The sequence below is a fragment of the Verrucomicrobium sp. BvORR106 genome, assembly GCF_000739655.1.
GTDB lineage: Bacteria > Verrucomicrobiota > Verrucomicrobiia > Verrucomicrobiales > Verrucomicrobiaceae > Verrucomicrobium.
The window spans coordinates 1-17,037 of record NZ_BATR01000084.1; the positions used below are offsets into that span (position 1 = coordinate 1).

Below are 17,037 nucleotides of genomic sequence, written 5' to 3' on the forward strand. Positions count from 1 at the left end.
TTTCCCTTTTGCGAACGAGCTGAGGGCTGAAAGCCCGGAGTCATACCAGCCTTGGGCAACGCCCTAGGTTGGCGCTAGTTTAAGAGGTTGAGGGCTGAAGGCCCGGGGTCATTCAGGGATGCTCGTCGTGGGCAGGCTTGATGAGGCCGGGCCTTCAGCCCTCAAGGGATATTTGGTCACCTATTCCTTGGGCGTTGCCCAAGGCTGCTATCAAGCCGGACCTTCGGCCCTCATGAGCCTGCACAATCAGCCGACCGTGAAATGGATGCGCCGCAGCGTCTCTCATTCGCGCTCGGGGCATATTCCTTTTCCCTGATGGCATTGGCCTTTAGGCGGTCACGGAACAAAGGCCCATTGTGTTCGCCTTCTCTTGCTGTCCTCTCACTGCCCACAATCGGCCTCCAACCCGCTCCGCTTACACCCCCATCACGACAGGTGCTCATACAGGGTTGGAGTACCGACTTCAGTCGGCTCAGGATGCAAGCTATGTAGAAAAATTTCCTGCACCTGACATCCAGACCACCGCAACTCCTTCGGAGTAAGAATCACATCATCTCTAGCCCAACGTAGACTCGCTCGAAGCTCGTCAACGTTGGGCTTGTAGCCGAATCCCCTTCGGGGAAGAACTTCGGCGCAGCGGCGTAAGGAATGGAGTCTCACCAAATGCTCCGACCACCTCGGGGGACAAGCACCGTCCCGCCCCCTTCATTCATCCCACCTTCGTGCCTTTGTACCTTCGTGTGAGAATAGCGGAATATCTCCTCACGCCATCAACTCCTTGATCACCCCGGTGCTGTCCCCATGCCGCTCTGCATTCACGCCCACGCCATGCAGCAGCGTGAGCCACGCATTGCACAGCGGCGTATCCTTCGACACCACGAGGTTTTCGCCCAGCTTGATGCCGGCGCCGGCGCCGGTGAGCAGGGTGGGGCAGTTGTCAAGGTAGTGCTCGGACCTGAGATTGCTGCCATAGGCCAGCGCCACGTGATCGAACAGACGGCTGCCATCGGCTTCCTTGGTGGCCTTGAGCTTGTCGATCAATCCGGCGAGCAACTGGCTCTGGACCACGTCGCGGCGCTGTGAGGCATCCAGCTTCTCACCCATGGTGGAGTGGTAGTGGCTCATGTCATGGGGGGCCACCTTGATGTCCATGCTGGTCAGCAGGGTGCTCACGGGCTGGCGATAGGTCAGCACCCGCGTGCTGTCGGTTTGCATGGCCGCGACGATGAGATCGTACATGATCTCGATCTCCTTCTTGCCTGCCAGTCCCGGGGCGGGTTCGGCCATGTCGGTCTTGGGGCGGGGCACGCCAATCCACTGCTCGTCTTTGCTGAGGCGGGTCTCGATGTCGCGGATGCCCTGGTAATACTCCTCGAGCTTTTCACCGTCATTCCGGCTCAGTCCACGTCTCAGATCGCGGGCGTTCTCCATCACGGTGTCCAGCACGCTGCGACGCTGGGCCAGCATGGCTTTCTGCTGCTCAATGGGCGTGGTGTCCTTGGAGAAAAGGCGGTGATAGGCAGCAAGGGGGCCGTTGTGCCCGGCCACGGGCTTGCCGCTCTGGTCCCACGCCATGGAGAGGCCGGGACCGTGCCCGGAGGATTCTGCATTCTCTGCCCCGTTGAGCTGGAGCGAGGCAAAACGCGTGTGCAGACCGAACTGTGCCGCCGCCACCTGATCAGCCGAGATGCTGTTGTGAAAGCTCTGCCCGGGCTGCGCATAGCGATTGGCCCCGGTGAGCCACATAGTGCTGCCGGCGTGGCCCATGTTGGAGAACTTGTTCCACAGCCCCTGCACGACCGTAAAGTCCGCCCTATGCCGCTCCAGCGGCTTCAGGCCGGCAGGCATCACGTAGTCTTTGCCGGGTTGTTTGATGTCCGGATACCACGACTCTTGGGTGATGCCCCAGCCAAAGCCCAGGAACACCATGCGCTTGGGCGGAGTGGCCGGTGCTGTTGCTGCAGCGGACGCGAATCGCCGAAACCCGAGCGACTCCAAGGCGGGAAGGGCGATGAGAGCGGTGCTGGAACGAAGGAAGTGACGCCGGTTGAGCGGTTGTTTCATAAAGCGGGCGATTGAAGAGGGGTTACTTGGTGTGGAAGGCTTTGCTGAGCACGAGGGCGTGGATGAACTCGCGGGCTGCGAGGTTCTTGCTCCGGGCCTGGGTGATCATGGCGTTCACCAGGGGCTCGTCACTGAAGCCATAGGGGCGACCGAGCGCGTACTCGATGAGCGCACTGCTGTAGCCGCGGGCAAAGTCATCCGCTTTTGTGGCGATGATGTCCCGCAATCCCATGTAGTCTTTGAAAGCGGGGCCGTTGTGCAGTTTCGCCGCCGGATCGATGGTCCAGGTCTTCTTGGTCTTGGGGTCGGGACGGCCATTGGCGCCCGTCACCATGTAGCTGTCCTCTGTGCGCCAGAGACCGGCGGCGTCGAAGTTTTCCAGACCGAACCCGATGGGGTCGATCTTGCGATGGCAGCTCGCGCACTGGGCATCTTCTTGATGGGCCAGCATGCGCTCACGAGTGGTCAGCACCTTGCCAGCCAGTCGCGTCAAAGCGGGCACGTTCGCGGGTGCCGGAGGCGGTGGATCATTGAGCAGCTTGCGCAGCACCCAGGCCCCGCGTTCCACCGGGCTGGTGTGCTCGCCGTTGCCGCCCATCAGGTGCACGGCGGCCATGCCCAGCAGGCCTCCCCGCGGAAAGCCTGCGGGCAGGGGCACCTTGCGAAACGCATCGCCATGCACGCCCTCGATGCCGTAGTAGTTGGCGAGGAACCCGTTGATCACCACGTAGTCTGACTTCAAGAGGTCCCGCAGGCTGGAGCCCTGGCGGAAGATGTGGGAGATAGTTTCATAAACCTCGTCCCGGGCGGCGAGCTTCATGCCGTTGGTAAACCTCGGGTGCAGCACCTGGTTCACCTGGAAGAAGTCCAGCCGGTCCATGCCGAGCCATTGATAGACGAAGGCGTGGACGAACTCCGCCGAGCGGGGGTCATTCAGCAGACGGTTGGTCTGCGCCGCCAGCACCTCGGGACGGGTGAGTTCGCCCCTTGCGGCCAGCGTGCGCAGTTCCACGTCAGGAGGAGCGCTCCAGAGGAAGTACGAGAGCCTCGTGGCCAACTCCACGCCTGTGAGCGGGCGGCGGATCTCATCCGTGGCGGGCTCTGCCAGATAGAGGAAGCCGGGCGAGGAAAGCACCACGGCCAGGGTCTCTTTCAGCGCAACACCGGGTTTGTCACCGGAGCTGCGCCGCATTTCATAGTACTTTGCCAGTCCATCCAGATAGGTCGGGGGCGTTGTCTTGCCGCGGAAGGCCATTGCGGCGAACCGGGAGAGCCCGGTGCGCAACGCTTCCGTCGAGGGAGCGGGAGCCTTGTCATCCAGCGGTAGATCAAGTGCGGCGAGGGCTGGCGGCAGAGTGGCCGGGGAAGTCTTGCGTTCAATCTCCATCCAGTCCACCCAGAGGGCCATTTCTGGTCCCAGACCGTTTCGTTTCCTGGCCTCCTGGATGATGACGGACATGCGTTCATTGGTGTCCGCCGTGCCTCGCTCGCGAATGAAGAGCATGCGGTCTGCGCGGTCGGTGTGCTTCCGCGTCATCGTCAGCGGAATCTCGATCACCTGGGGATTCTCCATGGTGCCGGTCACCTCATGCGTGCTCAGCGGCAGGCCGTTGTTGTTCGGGTTGATGCCGAATTCGAGGAAACGACGGTCCGGGGTGGCGTGTTCATTGCCCGCGATACGGATGCGCACGGTGTAGTCCCCCGCAGGCCAGTTGAACGGCACCAGCATGGTGATCCAGCCGATCTGGATCAGTGAGGGGTGCGTGGTCTGCACGGAGAGATAGGCCCCCTTGTCGATGGCCGGGTAGGTGAGGTAGTGCTGGTGGTAGGTCAGGTAGTAGGGATTCAGCGCAGCATTGGCCTTGTCGGAGTTGTTCTCCTTGGTGACGAATCCAAACGACTCCGGCGAAGGGGCACCCGGGATCTCTGCCCAACTGCGCCGGAAGATGGCGTCGTTCTTGGAGGCCTTCCGGATCTTCGCTACAATCTCCGCGTTCTCCGGCTTGGCGGCCGCTTCCTCCACTCCCTTCACCCAGCGCTGGGCGCGTTCGCGGGCATCGATCTCGCCTAAGTTGAACTTCTCGATGATGGGCGTGAAGACTTCAGCTTCATAACGAAGCTTCTTTTCCACTCCCGCATTGGCCACCCGGTCGAAGGCCTCATCCAGGGCCTCCCGACCGAGGGAAAGGTATTGCTCAAACTGGTTGCCCGACATGAAGAGGTTCGAGCCCACAGTGTCGAATCCACCCGTGCCGGTGTCAGAGGGGAGCTCGCTCACATTGATCTCCACTCCCAGGAGCTCCCGCAAGGTGTTCTGGTACTCGCGCCGGTTCAGTCGGCGCATGGTGATCTCACCTTGCTGGTCCGCCAGCGTGCGCCGGGCTGTCACCATCACATGCGCCAGATCATCCAGGAAGTTGGCTTTGGCAGATTTCTCGGGCTGCTTCTCACCCTCAGGCGGCATGTCGCCAGAGTTCATCTGATCCAGCACCTGCTGCCAGCGCTCGGCGGCCTGGCCGTTGTTGACGGCAAAGGGCAGGTCATCCAGACGAATGCCGCCTTTCTTCTTGGTCTCGTTGTGGCAGCTCAGACAGTGCTCCTTGAGCAAGTCACGATGCTGCTCGCCCATGATGGGTGGGGCGGGATCGGCCGCGGTTGCGGATTGGAACGGCAGCGCCAGGGTGGTGCTCACGGTTAGCAGCGCGAACCCGGAGCAGATGAAAGGTGTCTTGGGAGAGGTCATTCCAAAGGGAGACAAAGGGATCACGGCAGCGGCGGGCGGTGGGTGAGGGTCACGCGCACATCGTCCAGGAAGAGACCGGAGAACTCGATGGGTTGCGGCTTTTTGAAGTCCTTGGCATCCAGCCGCCATTCGTGCAGGTGCAGCATGAGATAACGGGTGCCGGGAGGGACCAGGAGCTCCGCCCGCCCGGTGTGCCAGCTCTCTGTGGTGGACTGGTAAACTGACTGACGTGAGGTGCTGGCCAGAATGTTCGCAGAGGGTTGGGTCCCATCTCCTTCACTCGACACCACCACGCTGCGAGGTTTAAGGAAAAACTCATACCGTTGCTCGGCGGTGGGTAGCGTGTTCAGCGCGTGGATGGTGATGCTGCTGTGCACCCGTCCCTGATAGTCTTCAGCGAGCGCCCGGAAGCGGGCCTCCACGCTCACCCAGGCATCCCCGCGATCCACATCGCAGTCCGGGCGGTTGAGATCGACGATGCGGTAGAGGTCCGCGATGTAGCCGTCCCGTCCTGGTTTACCTTCATAGTCCGCCCGCACGAGGCGCAGCATCTTGTCACCACTGGCAGGCTTGATCCCGCGATATTCGCCCACGATCTCGGCGTAGTCTCCGCTCCAGTGGCCGGGTTCGAGGGGCACACCGGACACTTGCGGTGCGGCACCCGTCTCAAAGCTGTCGCGCAACAGGTTGACTGCCCGGCTGGCATAGGTGCCCGCATAGCCCCAGACGAGGGAGGCGCTGAAGAGGCCGATCACCAAGCCCGCGGCAGCCGCCACGGCGGGACGCCATTGCAGCCAGGCGGAGCGACTTGGCCTCACTGGCTGAGCAGTTGGTTGAATGACAGGGCGCAGCTCGCTCAGAGAGCACTCGTTGTCCTGGTAGAGGAACCAGAGCTGGCGGGCTTCCGGGTGCTCTTTCAGCACCTGCGCGAGGCGGGCCTTCTCCTCCGCAGTGAGGGTATCGTTCAGCGCCGCATTGAAGAGGCGGTGCCATTCATCGGGAACAGGCTGGTTCATGGGGTGGTTTCAGCGATCCGCTGCTGCACGCATTCAGCCAGCGCACGGCGGATGAAGTTGAGTTTGTTGTAAATGGTCTGGACGGCGCGTCCCTCCCGCTGCGCCAGCGTGGCGGCATCGATGCCGCGGGTGTAGATGGCCTCCACCAGATCCCGGCTGGTCGGGGGCAGCTTCTCCATGCAGGTCTCCAGCGCCTCCATGCGCGGGCTCCATTGCTGGACGTGTTGCATGCGCTCCGCGGCCAGGGTCTGCATGAGGTCGTCATCGAACTCCACCCGGGATCGACCCGTCACGCGCTGGAAATTGCGCACCTCGTAGAAGGCCACCGTGGTCGCCCAGGCGACAAAGTCCGTACCGGGCTCGAAGGTGGCAAAGCGCCGCCACATCACCACGCTGGCTCGCTGGAGCACGTCCTCCGCATCATGCCGATTGGCAACCAGCGTCATCACGTACCGCAGCAGCAGGGCGTGGGCCCCGTTCAGAAGGCGCACAAATTCCTCCTGCCGCTTCGGCGGGAGCGCGGCGGGCAGGTCGGGGTCGGTGGCGGATGAATCGTCCAGGGGCACGGTGAGGGTATGTCCACAGGCCCGGCGGATTTACCGGTCCAGTTTTGGGATGGAGCAAAATAAGCGGACAGAGTGGGGAATCTTCCCAGTGACACGGGCTTCCAGCCGGTGCGTGTTGCCGGCGTCCCACCGGTTCACCCCTGCGGTGTCGCTGCGGGAGTAGTCTGGATGTGCCATCCGGCTCAGTCGCCGTGGGAATGCACCATCCTCCGACGGAACAACCCTCTCCCCGGCATGCGAGATCCGGGGTCCCTCCGGGACGCAAAACGGTTGAGTACCCGTAATCCGGTGGTTGTCACCGCCGGCTACTATCTAGTGTGCCTCCGGGACGAGCGGCGAGGCTGAGGCAGAAAGCGGCGGATTGCTGGACGTGCTCTGGAGAAGTTACGGCATCCAGAACCGACGGAACGCCGGTAACACGCACCGGCGGGAAGCCAGTCCCACCTCAGTCCCGGAGGGGCGTCGGACAGTAGCCGGTGGTGATAACCACCGGATCGCCCCATCCCCACACGTTGCGTCCCGGAGGGACGCTGGACTGTAGCGCCCCTGCCCTCCATCACCCCCTCCCGCCCCAACACCTTGACCACTGACGCACCGCTCACTGGCTCCCCCTCCGGCCCACTGATTCACCGAACCGGGAACCGACTTTGTGAAAAATTTCACAAATTCAACTTGCTGGATCTTCCCTGAAACAAATAGTGGGGCGATACCACATTCCATGAGCAACACTGCCGTAACTGCCCCCGCTTCACCACCCGCCGTGGACTTGGTGAACGTGCAGGTCAATGGGGTCTGGCACAAGTTCCCCAAGGGGACGCGCATGATTGAAGCCTGCCGTCAGGTGGGGGCGCTGGTGCCGCACTACTGTTACCACCCCAAGCTCACGTCACCCGGCAACTGCCGTATGTGCCTCGTGGAAATGGGGATGCCCCCGCGACCCACGCCAGGGCAGGAGCCGGAGAAAGATGAATTTGGGATGCCCAAGATCGGCTGGATGCCGCGTCCGGTCATTGCCTGTGCGAACACCGTGGCCGAAGGGCAGGGGATCCGCACGGAAGGCAAGCTGAGCGAGGAGGTCCGCAAGGGCGTGATGGAGCTGCTGCTCATCAACCACCCGCTGGATTGCCCCATCTGTGACCAGGCCGGCGAATGCCGCCTTCAGGAGTTCAGCGTGGAGCACGGCAACGGCGAGAGCCGATTCCGTGAAGAGAAGGTCAAGAAGCCGAAGAACGTGGACATCGGCCCGCGCATCCGTCTGGACGACGAGCGCTGCATCATGTGCTCCCGTTGCATCCGTTTCACGGCGGAGATCGCCGATGATCCGGTGCTGGGCTTCACCGAGCGTGGTAGCTACACCACCCTCGCCGTGCACCCCGGCAAGCGCCTGGAGAACAACTACTCCCTCAACACCGTGGACATCTGCCCGGTGGGAGCGCTGACCTCCAACGACTTCCGCTTCCAGATGCGCGTCTGGTTCCTGAAGGAGACCAAGAGCCTCTGCACCAAGTGCGGCCGCGGTTGCAACATCGAGATCAGCAGCCGCCAGAACGAAGTTTACCGCCAGACTCCGCGGGAGAACAACGACGTGAACTCCACGTGGATGTGCGACCAGGGCCGTCTCGACTTCCATTTCGTCAACAGCGACTACCGTCTGACCCAGCCGCTGGTGAAGAAGAGCAACGGCCACCACCCCACCACGTGGAAGCTGGCTGTGAATCAGGTCTCCGATGCTCTCCGGAGTGTGAAAGCCTCCGAGATCGCGGTGATCGCCTCCGGTCGCATGACCAACGAGGAGCTCTATCTCACGCACGCCCTCGTCAAATCCGCTGGCATCGAGAACTACGATGTCGTGCCCCGCACCGGCGGTGGCGACGACTACCTACGCGCGGACGATCAGAACCCCAACAGCAATGGCGTGCGCGCCATCTGGGGTGCTGAACCCGGCGCCAAGCTGCCGAAGATCATCGAAGGCATCAACAGTGGCGCCATCAAGGTGGTGCTCGCACTGGGTGAGAATCTCGTCAAAGCGGGTCTGGAAAAGGCCGCTCTTGAGAAGCTCACCTTCCTGGCCTCCTCTCACATCCTGGCCAACGCCACGGCTGAGCTTTCTCACGTGGTGCTTCCTGCGGCCAGCTATGCTGAGAAGCGCGGCAGCATGATCAACGTCACGGGCCGCCTTCAGCGCCTGAGCAAAGCCGTCAACTCGCCGGGCGAGGCCCGCGATGACTGGGAAATCCTGCGCGACATCATCCTCGCCTATGCCGGCTCCAACGGCATCCACAGCGTGGAAGACGTCTTCAAGCGCATGGCTGGCGACGTGGAAATCTTCAGTGGTCTGACGCTCGCCCGCATCGGCGAACTGGGCGTGCAGGTCATGGAAACTGGCGAAAAAGTGCCTCTGCTGGAGCGGGAACGCGAGCGCAAGGCCAAAGGCATCATCGTGGGATAAGTCATGGGAAGCTTTCTGGACAGCATCAATCTCGCCTTCATCATCGCTGCGGCGGTGAAGATCGTTTTCTTCAGCTTCATGGTCATCCTGCCCATGGTCGCCTACTCAGTCTATGCTGAGCGGCGCGTGAGCGCGATCATCCAGGACCGTGTGGGACCCAACCGCACCGGCATCCCGCTCACCCTCTTCGGCGGGAAGAAGGACATTGCTCTGGCGGGCCTCATCCAGCCGCTGGCGGATGGTTTGAAGTTCTTCCTCAAGGAGGATTTCACTCCCGCCCACGTCAAAAAATTCTACTACTGGCTGGCGCCTGCGCTGGTCATGGTGCCGGCGATGATGACCGCCGCCGTCGTTCCCTTCGGCAGTGAGCTGGACCTGAGCTGGTTGGCCAAGCTGGGCGTGGAAGGTGCCTGGCTGCACAAGCCCATCAAGGCGGTGATTGCCGACCTCAACGTGGGCCCGCTCTACATCTTCGCCATCGCCTCCCTCGGGGTGTACGGCATCGTGCTCGCCGGTTGGTCCTCGAACTCGAAGTACCCCTTCCTCGGCGGCGTGCGCAGCACGTCCCAGATGATCTCCTATGAGATCGCCCTGGGTCTCTCCATCATCCCCGTGCTCATGATCTTCGGAGACCTGAACCTCTCCAAGATCGCCCAGTACCAGGACAAGAACGGCTGGCTCCTCCTCCCGCTCTGGGGTGAAGGGCTCACCCTCAAGCGTCTGGTCCTCTGGATCCCGGTCTTCATCTCCTTCGTCATCTTCGTGGTCGCCATGTTCGCGGAGACCAACCGTGCGCCGTTCGACCTTCCAGAGTGCGAAACGGAACTCGTGGCCGGTTATCACACGGAGTACAGCTCCATGAAGTTCGCCCTCTTCTTCATGGGTGAATATGCGGCCATGATCATCGGTTCTGGTCTGGCGGTCACCCTCTTCCTGGGCGGCTGGAGCATTCCGTTCGGGGCTCCGCTTGGCCTTGGCTATGTGGAAGGGGCCACGCCCATCTGGCTCGGCCTGCTGCACATCGGCTGCTTCCTGGCCAAGGTTGTCTGCTTCATCATCTTCTTCATCTGGGTGCGCTGGACCCTGCCTCGTTTCCGCTATGACCAGCTCATGAAGCTGGGCTGGCTGGTCATGTTTGAGCTGGCGCTCGCCAACGTGATTCTCACTGCCGCGCTCATGGTGTGGCTCCCGAACTGATTTTTCTGACCTGATTTCCCTCACGCCCTATGGCAACGGTTGTTGTACAACGCCCCAAACTCAAATGGCACGAGAAGTGGTTCATCTCCACGCTCGCCAAGGGCCTGCTCATCACGCTCGGCCACGCCATTGCCATTCTCAGGGGCAAGAAGAAGGTCACCATGCAGTATCCCGAAGAGAAGTGGGATGCGCACCTGCCTGACCATTACCGTGGTGCCCCCGCGTTGGTAACGGATGAACACGGCCGTGAGCGCTGCGTGAGCTGCCAGCTCTGCGAGTTCATCTGCCCGCCCCGCGCCATCACCATCATCCCGGAGGAGATCCCTTCCACGGATCCCTGGGCCAAGGTGGAGAAGCGCCCCCGCCTCTTCAACATCGACATGATCCGCTGCATCTACTGCGGCATGTGTGAGGAAGTCTGCCCCGAGCAGGCCATCTTCCTGCGCAAGGACTACGCCATCACGGGCCTGAGCCGTGCGGAAATGGTCCACGACAAGAAGCGTCTCTATGAAATCGGCGGCGTGCGTGAAGGCCTCGTCAACAAGTGGAACGACCTGAAGTAGGCCCCAGTTTCGAATTTTTCCTCCCGTCTCCCGACCGCATCAGCATCATTCCTGCTCGCATCTCATGCCCGCCGTTCTGTTTTACCTCTTCTCCGCGCTCACCCTGGTCTTTGGCCTGTTGGTGGTCGTGTTGCGGAACCCGGTTGCGAGCGCGCTCTCCCTGGTGATGAGCTTTGTGGGGCTCGCGGCGCTGTTCATCAGCCTGGACGCTTATTTCATCGGTATCATCCAGATCCTGGTGTACGCCGGCGCGGTGATGGTGCTGTTCCTCTTCATCATCATGCTGCTGGACATCAAGGCCGAGGCCCTGAAGAAGGTGAATGCCTTCTCCGTGGTGGGCGGCGCCCTGCTGGCCATCGTCTTCATCGTGCAGCTCGGCATGATTCTCAGCGGGCTTGATGCCGGCAAGAAGACCGTCAACGACGTGCCCGTGCACTTTGAGGCCGCGGCCCAGACGCAAAAGCTCCCCACCATCAAGGAAGACCTGGCCAAGAAGTCCCTGCCGGACACGAAGCTCGTCGGCCTGACCCTTTTCCACCGCTATCCCTTCCAGATCCAGTTGATGGGGGCGCTCCTGCTCGTTGGCACCGTCGGGGTCGTCATCCTGAGCAAGCGTGAAGTGAACTAGCCTGGTCAACCGAGCGAACTGATTCCTGCCGAGAGCCTCCCATGGTCACCCTCAACCATTATCTCCTTGTCAGCGGCCTGCTGTTCTCGATCGGCCTTGCGGGCGTCGTCGTGCGCCGCAACATCCTGACCATCTACATGTGCCTGGAGATGATGCTGAGCGCGGCCAACCTCACGCTCGTGGCCTTCTCCCGTTTCCGTCTTGTGGACGGCCTGCCGGACTACAATGCGCAGGCGCTGGTTTTCTTCACCATCACTGTGGCTGCCGCTGAAGTGGCCGTGGGTCTGGCCATCATTGTGGCGCTCTTCCGGGCACGCCAGAGTGTGGACATCACTGCTGTGGAGAAGCTCAAGGGCTAACCCGCCCAGGTCAGCATCAGGATCATTTTCTTTTCTCATATCGCCACGATGGAACCCATTTCACTGACAGGAACCGTGCTGCTGCTGCCCCTGGCCTCGGCGCTGGTCATCATGCTGTTTCACAGCCTGCTCAAGAATGTGGCGCATCTGGTCTCGACCGGCGTGTCCATCGTCATGTTCGGTTGCGCGCTCATCTTCCTGGGTGCGGCAGACCAGCCCAACGGCCTGCTCTTGTATGAGTACCTGAAGGTGGGGAACTTCACCGCTGACATCGGTTTTGTGGTGGACCAGCAGAGCCGCGGCATGCTCTTCATCGTGACCTTCATCGGCATGCTGGTGCACATCTACTCGCTCGGGTACATGAAGGATGACGACGCCCGCGCCCGCTACTTCGGCGCGCTGTCTCTCTTCATGTTCTCCATGAACGGCATCGTGCTGGCAGACAACCTGGTGATGATGTTCATCTTCTGGGAGTTGGTCGGTATCAGTTCCTACCTGCTCATCGGCCACTGGTTCAAGAAACCAGAGGCAGCCGATGCCGCGAAGAAAGCCTTCCTCACGAACCGTGTGGGTGACTTCGGCTTCATGGCTGGCATCCTCATCCTCTTCGGTCTGACTGGCCACGTCTCTCTCGCCCAGCTCCAGGGGTCGATGGAAAGCGGCGCTCTTAATCACATCAAGGACCACTTCCCGTGGGTGATCACGCTGGCAGGCCTTGGCTTGTTCCTCGGTGCCATGGGCAAGAGTGCCCAGGCTCCCTTGCACGTCTGGCTGCCGGACGCCATGGAAGGCCCCACGCCTGTCTCCGCCCTCATCCACGCCGCCACCATGGTGGCCGCTGGCGTGTACATGCTGGTGCGCGTTTATTTCATCATCGGTGCCTCCCATGTCACGGGTGACATCATCGCCTGGATCGGTGGCATCACCGCCCTGATGGCGGCCCTCATGGCCACTCAGCAGGGGGACATCAAAAAGATCCTCGCGTATTCCACGCTGTCCCAGCTGGGTTACATGGTCATGGCCGTGGGCCTGGGCGGACCGAAAGAGGGGATGTTCCACCTCTACACACACGCTTTCTTCAAGGCGATGCTGTTCCTCGGTTCCGGTGCGGTGATCTACGCTTGTCACCACGAACAGAACATCTGGAAGATGGGCGGCCTGTATAAGAAGATGCCCGTCACCTTCTGGACCTTTGCCATTGGTACTGCCGCCCTCATGGGTGTGCCGCTCATGGCTGGTTTCTGGAGCAAGGAAGGCATTCTCGCGGTGGCTTACCCCGCACATGGTCACGGCAACGGCATCCTCTTTGCCATCGCCGTGCTCACGGCCACGCTGACCGCTTTTTACATGACCCGCCTCGTGATCGTGGCCTTCTTTGGCAAGGCCCGCAGCAAGGATGCTGATCACGCCCATGAGGCTCCACTCGTGATGATCCTCCCGCTGGTGGTGCTCGCGTTCCCCTCCGTTCTGGCTGGCTATCACTTCCTGGCAGAGCCGCTTCAGGCGCTCGTCCCCAGTCATCATGAAGGGCCTGAGGCCAAGATTGTGATGGGCTGCTCCCTGGTGGCTGTCATCGTCGGCTTCCTCACCGCCACCCGCCTCTACAAGAACGTGGACAAGGATCCGGTGAACATCCCGCTTTTCGCCAACAAGTTCTACTTCGACGAGTTCTACGCCGGTCTCGTGAAGTATGCCCAGGATCGTTTCGCCTGGCTGGTCACAGCTCTGGAAAGAATCATCGTGGACGGTCTGACGGTGCGCCTGCCTGCGGCGCTGGCCAACGGACTGGGAAGCTGGATGCGCGGACTTCAGTCTGGCAGCCTTCAGGCCTACACTTTCGTCCTCGGCCTCGGCATCGTTGTGGTGGTTTACCTGGCGGTGTTCTTTTCCACGAAGCCCTGAGTCCCAAGCCTTTAAGCGAAGCCCTTTTTACTCAAGACTGTGAGCCTGCTCGAAATCATCATCCTGCTGCCCCTGCTGGCCGCGCTGGTCACCTGGCTGGGCGCGCCCGCCCGAGTCACCGCGCTGGCGGCGTCGCTACTGAACCTGGTGCTGGTGGGCTGGGCCTTCCTGAACTACCAGTCGCTGCATGGTGCAGATGGGGCTATGGCTTTCCGCCACGCCCGCACGGTGCTCTCCAGCCCCCACATCCAGTTCGCCGTCGGGGCGGATGGGTTGAGCTTTACGCTCGCCCTCCTCACCGTCCTGGTGACGCTGGCCGCTGTCTGGAGCTTGGTGGACAAGGAGCGCATCTATTACACCTCGACGTTGCTCATCGCCTCTGGTGCCCTGGGTGCCTTCCTCTGCACGGACATTTTCTTCCTGTACGCCTTCCACGAACTGGCGCTGATCCCCACCTTCCTCATGATTGCCCTCTTCGGCCATGGGGACAAGAAGGACGCTGCGTGGCGCATCACCATCTACCTTGGCGTGGGCAGCCTCATCCTCCTGGCAGGTCTGCTGGGGGTGGTCTGGTACTGCAGCCCGGAGAAGGGCAAGCTCACGTTTGATCTCCTGGCGCTCAAGCCTCTGGCGGCTGATGCACCGTACGCGAAGTTTGCTGCGGCGAACTTCTTCGTCCTCCTGGTTGGCTTCGGCACCCTGGTGAGCCTTTTCCCGTTCCATAGCTGGGCGGCTCCGGCCTATGCGGCGGCTCCCACTCCGATCGCGATGATGCACGCTGGCGTGCTCAAGAAGTTCGGTCTCTACGGTCTCATCCGCATTGCCCTGCCGCTCCTGCCTACCGGAGCGAACACTCCCTGGGTGCAGCACGCGCTGCTCTACATGCTGTTGGGGAACATCCTCGTCATGGGCTTCGTGACGCTGCATCAGCGTCGCTTGGACGGCCTGCTGGCCAACTCCAGCGTCATGCACATGGGCTATATCTTCCTGGGCCTTGCTTCCGGCAATGCCTTGGGCCAGAACGGCGCGGTTCTCCTCATGTTCGCCCACGGCATCTCCGTGGCCCTCCTCTTCATGCTTTGTGGCCGTCTGCGCAATCAGCTCGGCACCCTTGAGTTCGACAAGCTCGGCGGTCTGGCCGCCAATGCCCCCTTCCTGAGCCTGGTGTTCGGTGTGGGTGCCTTCGCCTCCATCGGTCTGCCCGGTCTTGCGAACTTCGCCGGTGAAATTCTGATCTTCCTCTCCACCTTCCAGAACTTCCAGGCCAGCGAGGGCTTCACCCTCCTGCAGGTCACCACCATCCTCTCCCTCTGGGGTGTGGTCATCAGCGCCGTGTACATGTTGCGCGCTTACCGCAAGATCTTCTTTGGCCAGCCTTCCGCCGGCCATTTCATGAGCGACCCCTCGCTGTTGCAGCGCGTGCCCATGTTCCTCCTTGCCGCCGTGCTTCTGGTGGTGGGGCTCTATCCTTCCATTCTTTTGAACATCGTTCAGGTCTCCTTGGCGGCGACCGGTTTGAAGTGAAGTAAACTGCCATGTCTCCCTTGTCCCTCGAACTCGGTCTCGGCTTGCTCGGCCTCGTGCTCCTGCTGGTGGAGTCCTTTGCCAGCGTGCCCCGCAAGCTCATTGCCTACGCGGCTATTGGTGGACTGCTGGCGGCCCTGGCCGTCATCGTGAGCGGTGCCGCAGGCAGCGTGCCCCCGTCACTTCAGGAATTCTACGTGGTGGATCCCCTGGCGCTCTTCTACAAGGGCTTCGCCATCATCGCCACTCTGGCGACCATCATCATTTCCCTGGAGTACGCGCCGATCATCAACCAGTTCGTGGCCACACACCCCGAGCGCACCAAGGAAGCTGGGCTGGGTGAGTTCTTCAGCCTGCCTCTCTTCGTCTGCGTGGGCATGATGGTCATGGCCTCCGCCGTGGACCTGATCACGATCTTCGTCGCCCTGGAACTGGTCACCGTGAGCTTCTACGTGCTGGTCGGCTTCATGCGCCGCAGTGCTGCCTCCCTGGAGGCCGGGGTCAAGTACCTGATCCTTGGCGCACTCAGCACCGGTCTCCTGGTGTACGGCATGTCCTGGCTCTACGGCATGACTGGCGAGCTCTCCCTGTCTGGCGTCGCCTACAAGCTTTCGCATTGGGAGGGGAACACTGCTCCCATCCTCTTCGCCGCCGCGCTGATGCTGGCGGGCCTCGCTTTCAAGGTCGGTGCCGTGCCGTTCCACATCTGGATTCCTGACGTTTATCAAGGTGCGCCCACTCCGGTGACCGCTTTCCTCTCCGTCGGCTCCAAGGCCGCAGGGTTCGTGGTGCTCACTCGCATTGTCGGCACTTTCCTCACGCCCGGCTCCGTCGTCGCCGGTCCGGTGATCCAGATCCTCCTCATCCTCGGTGGTGCCACCATCCTGCTCGGCAACCTGGCCGCCATCGCCCAGACCAACTTCAAGCGCTTGCTGGGCTACTCCAGCATCGCCCACGCCGGTTATCTCCTCGTCGCTCTCGCCTGCATCCACACGGGCGGGTTGAAGATGACCTCCGGTGAAGTGGCCGCCTTCTACCTGGCCACCTATCTGCCCATGACCTTCGTCTGTTTCCTGATCCTCAGTGCGATGCGCGCCAAGGGTTACGGGGAAGACATCGCCTCCCTCAAGGGCCTCGGCCGCGCGAATCCGACCCTTGGCCTGGCACTGGCCATCGCCCTGGCCTCCCTCGCGGGTCTCCCACTTACGGCCGGGTTCATGGGCAAGTTCTTCGTGATCTTCGCCACCGTGCTGGAAGGGTACTACACCTATCTCGCCATCGCCGTCATCGGTGCCGCCACCGGTTTCTACTACTACTTCAAGGTCATCCTGGCCGTTTACTCCAAGGCCGACGGCCAGAGCGAAGGCCCCAATCCCGATCTCGGCCTGCTTTCCAAAGTCACCCTCGCCGTCTTCGTCGCCGCCATCTTGGTCGTGGGCGTCTACCCGGACCTGATCCGGTTTGCGCTGGTGAAGTAAGGGGGTGTTTTTAGTTTTCAGGGAAGGGGAGCGCCGCTCCCCTTTTTTGTGCCCGGATATCCCGATTCGAGGACACCAGTCGTCTGCCCGGTCCAGCGTCCCTCCGGGATGGGATCCCCTGTGACACCGGCTTCCAGCCGGTGCGTGTTACCGGCGTCCCGCCGGTTCAGTCCCACTCGCCGCGCGGGAGACACAAGACCTGAGACTGGGGCAGGTGGTCAGGGAAGAGTTGAGAGAGGAGCTTCACCGCATGAATGCGGAACTCCAACCCTCTCCGGTGCTCCCTTGGAGTTGGAGTTCCGCATTTATGCCAATGCAATCAGGGAAAAAGTGGCGTGGCCGATGACCTCCTTTTTGGGAAGGATCTGAGGGCTGAAAGCCCGGAGTCATGCCAGCCTTGGGCAACGCCCAAGGTTGGCGTTAGTTTTAGATGTTGAGGGCTGTAGGCCCGGGGTCATTCAGGGAAGCTCGTTATGGGCAGGCTTGATGAGGCCGGGCCTTCAGCCCTCAAGGGTTAATGGGTCATCGATTCCTTGGGCGTTGCCCAA

12 protein-coding genes are annotated in these 17,037 nt (G+C 61.6%); 8 read left to right on the forward strand and 4 right to left on the reverse strand.

The window, feature by feature from the left end:
• Positions 1-762: 762 nt before the first annotated feature.
• Genes BV106_RS12800 through BV106_RS12815 form a run of 4 tightly spaced genes read right to left on the reverse strand, consistent with a single transcriptional unit; the run spans position 763 to position 6,389 of the window.
• Positions 763-2,064: a DUF1552 domain-containing protein gene (locus BV106_RS12800; RefSeq protein ID WP_038165206.1), complete on the reverse strand. Its 1,302-nt coding sequence runs from the start codon at positions 2,062-2,064 to the stop codon at positions 763-765.
• A gap of 22 nt (positions 2,065-2,086) precedes the next feature.
• Positions 2,087-4,807, reverse strand: a complete 2,721-nt coding sequence (locus BV106_RS12805) for a DUF1592 domain-containing protein (RefSeq protein ID WP_051945729.1) — start codon at positions 4,805-4,807, stop codon at positions 2,087-2,089.
• A 20-nt stretch (positions 4,808-4,827) separates the two neighbouring features.
• Positions 4,828-5,823: a hypothetical protein gene (locus BV106_RS12810; protein ID WP_038165207.1), complete on the reverse strand. Its 996-nt coding sequence runs from the start codon at positions 5,821-5,823 to the stop codon at positions 4,828-4,830.
• Entirely contained in the window at positions 5,820-6,389 is a 570-nt protein-coding gene (locus BV106_RS12815) for a sigma-70 family RNA polymerase sigma factor (protein WP_265595632.1), read from the reverse strand. The genes BV106_RS12810 and BV106_RS12815 overlap by 4 nt, the downstream gene beginning before the upstream one ends.
• A 718-nt stretch (positions 6,390-7,107) precedes the next feature.
• On the opposite strand from BV106_RS12815, the gene BV106_RS12820 reads away from it, so the two are divergent.
• The 8 genes from BV106_RS12820 (at position 7,108) to BV106_RS12855 (ending at position 16,489) form a co-directional block, all read left to right on the forward strand.
• The gene (locus BV106_RS12820; protein WP_038165208.1) at positions 7,108-8,838 is read left to right on the forward strand and encodes a molybdopterin-dependent oxidoreductase; all 1,731 of its coding nucleotides are present in this window, start codon (positions 7,108-7,110) and stop codon (positions 8,836-8,838) included.
• Positions 8,839-8,841: 3 nt separating this feature from the next.
• Positions 8,842-10,035 carry a complex I subunit 1 family protein gene (locus tag BV106_RS12825; RefSeq protein WP_038165209.1) on the forward strand — a complete coding sequence of 398 codons (1,194 nt, stop codon included), beginning with the start codon at positions 8,842-8,844 and terminating at the stop codon, positions 10,033-10,035.
• Positions 10,036-10,064: 29 nt separating this feature from the next.
• Positions 10,065-10,598, forward strand: coding sequence for an NADH-quinone oxidoreductase subunit I (locus BV106_RS12830; RefSeq protein WP_038165210.1), 534 nt, complete (start codon positions 10,065-10,067; stop codon positions 10,596-10,598).
• 64 nt (positions 10,599-10,662) lie between these two features.
• Positions 10,663-11,226, forward strand: a complete 564-nt coding sequence (locus BV106_RS12835; protein WP_038165211.1) for an NADH-quinone oxidoreductase subunit J — start codon at positions 10,663-10,665, stop codon at positions 11,224-11,226.
• A 41-nt stretch (positions 11,227-11,267) separates the two neighbouring features.
• Positions 11,268-11,585 (forward strand): NADH-quinone oxidoreductase subunit NuoK, encoded by a 318-nt coding sequence (gene nuoK, locus BV106_RS12840; protein WP_038165212.1) that lies wholly within the window; start codon positions 11,268-11,270, stop codon positions 11,583-11,585.
• 48 nt (positions 11,586-11,633) lie between these two features.
• On the forward strand, positions 11,634-13,487 hold the full coding sequence (nuoL, locus tag BV106_RS12845) for an NADH-quinone oxidoreductase subunit L (RefSeq protein WP_038165213.1): 1,854 nt from the start codon (positions 11,634-11,636) through the stop codon (positions 13,485-13,487).
• A 39-nt stretch (positions 13,488-13,526) separates the two neighbouring features.
• Positions 13,527-15,011 (forward strand): NADH-quinone oxidoreductase subunit M, encoded by a 1,485-nt coding sequence (locus tag BV106_RS12850; RefSeq protein WP_038165214.1) that lies wholly within the window; start codon positions 13,527-13,529, stop codon positions 15,009-15,011.
• An 11-nt stretch (positions 15,012-15,022) separates the two neighbouring features.
• The gene (locus BV106_RS12855) at positions 15,023-16,489 is read left to right on the forward strand and encodes an NADH-quinone oxidoreductase subunit N (protein WP_038165215.1); all 1,467 of its coding nucleotides are present in this window, start codon (positions 15,023-15,025) and stop codon (positions 16,487-16,489) included.
• The last annotated feature ends 548 nt before the right edge of the window (positions 16,490-17,037 follow it).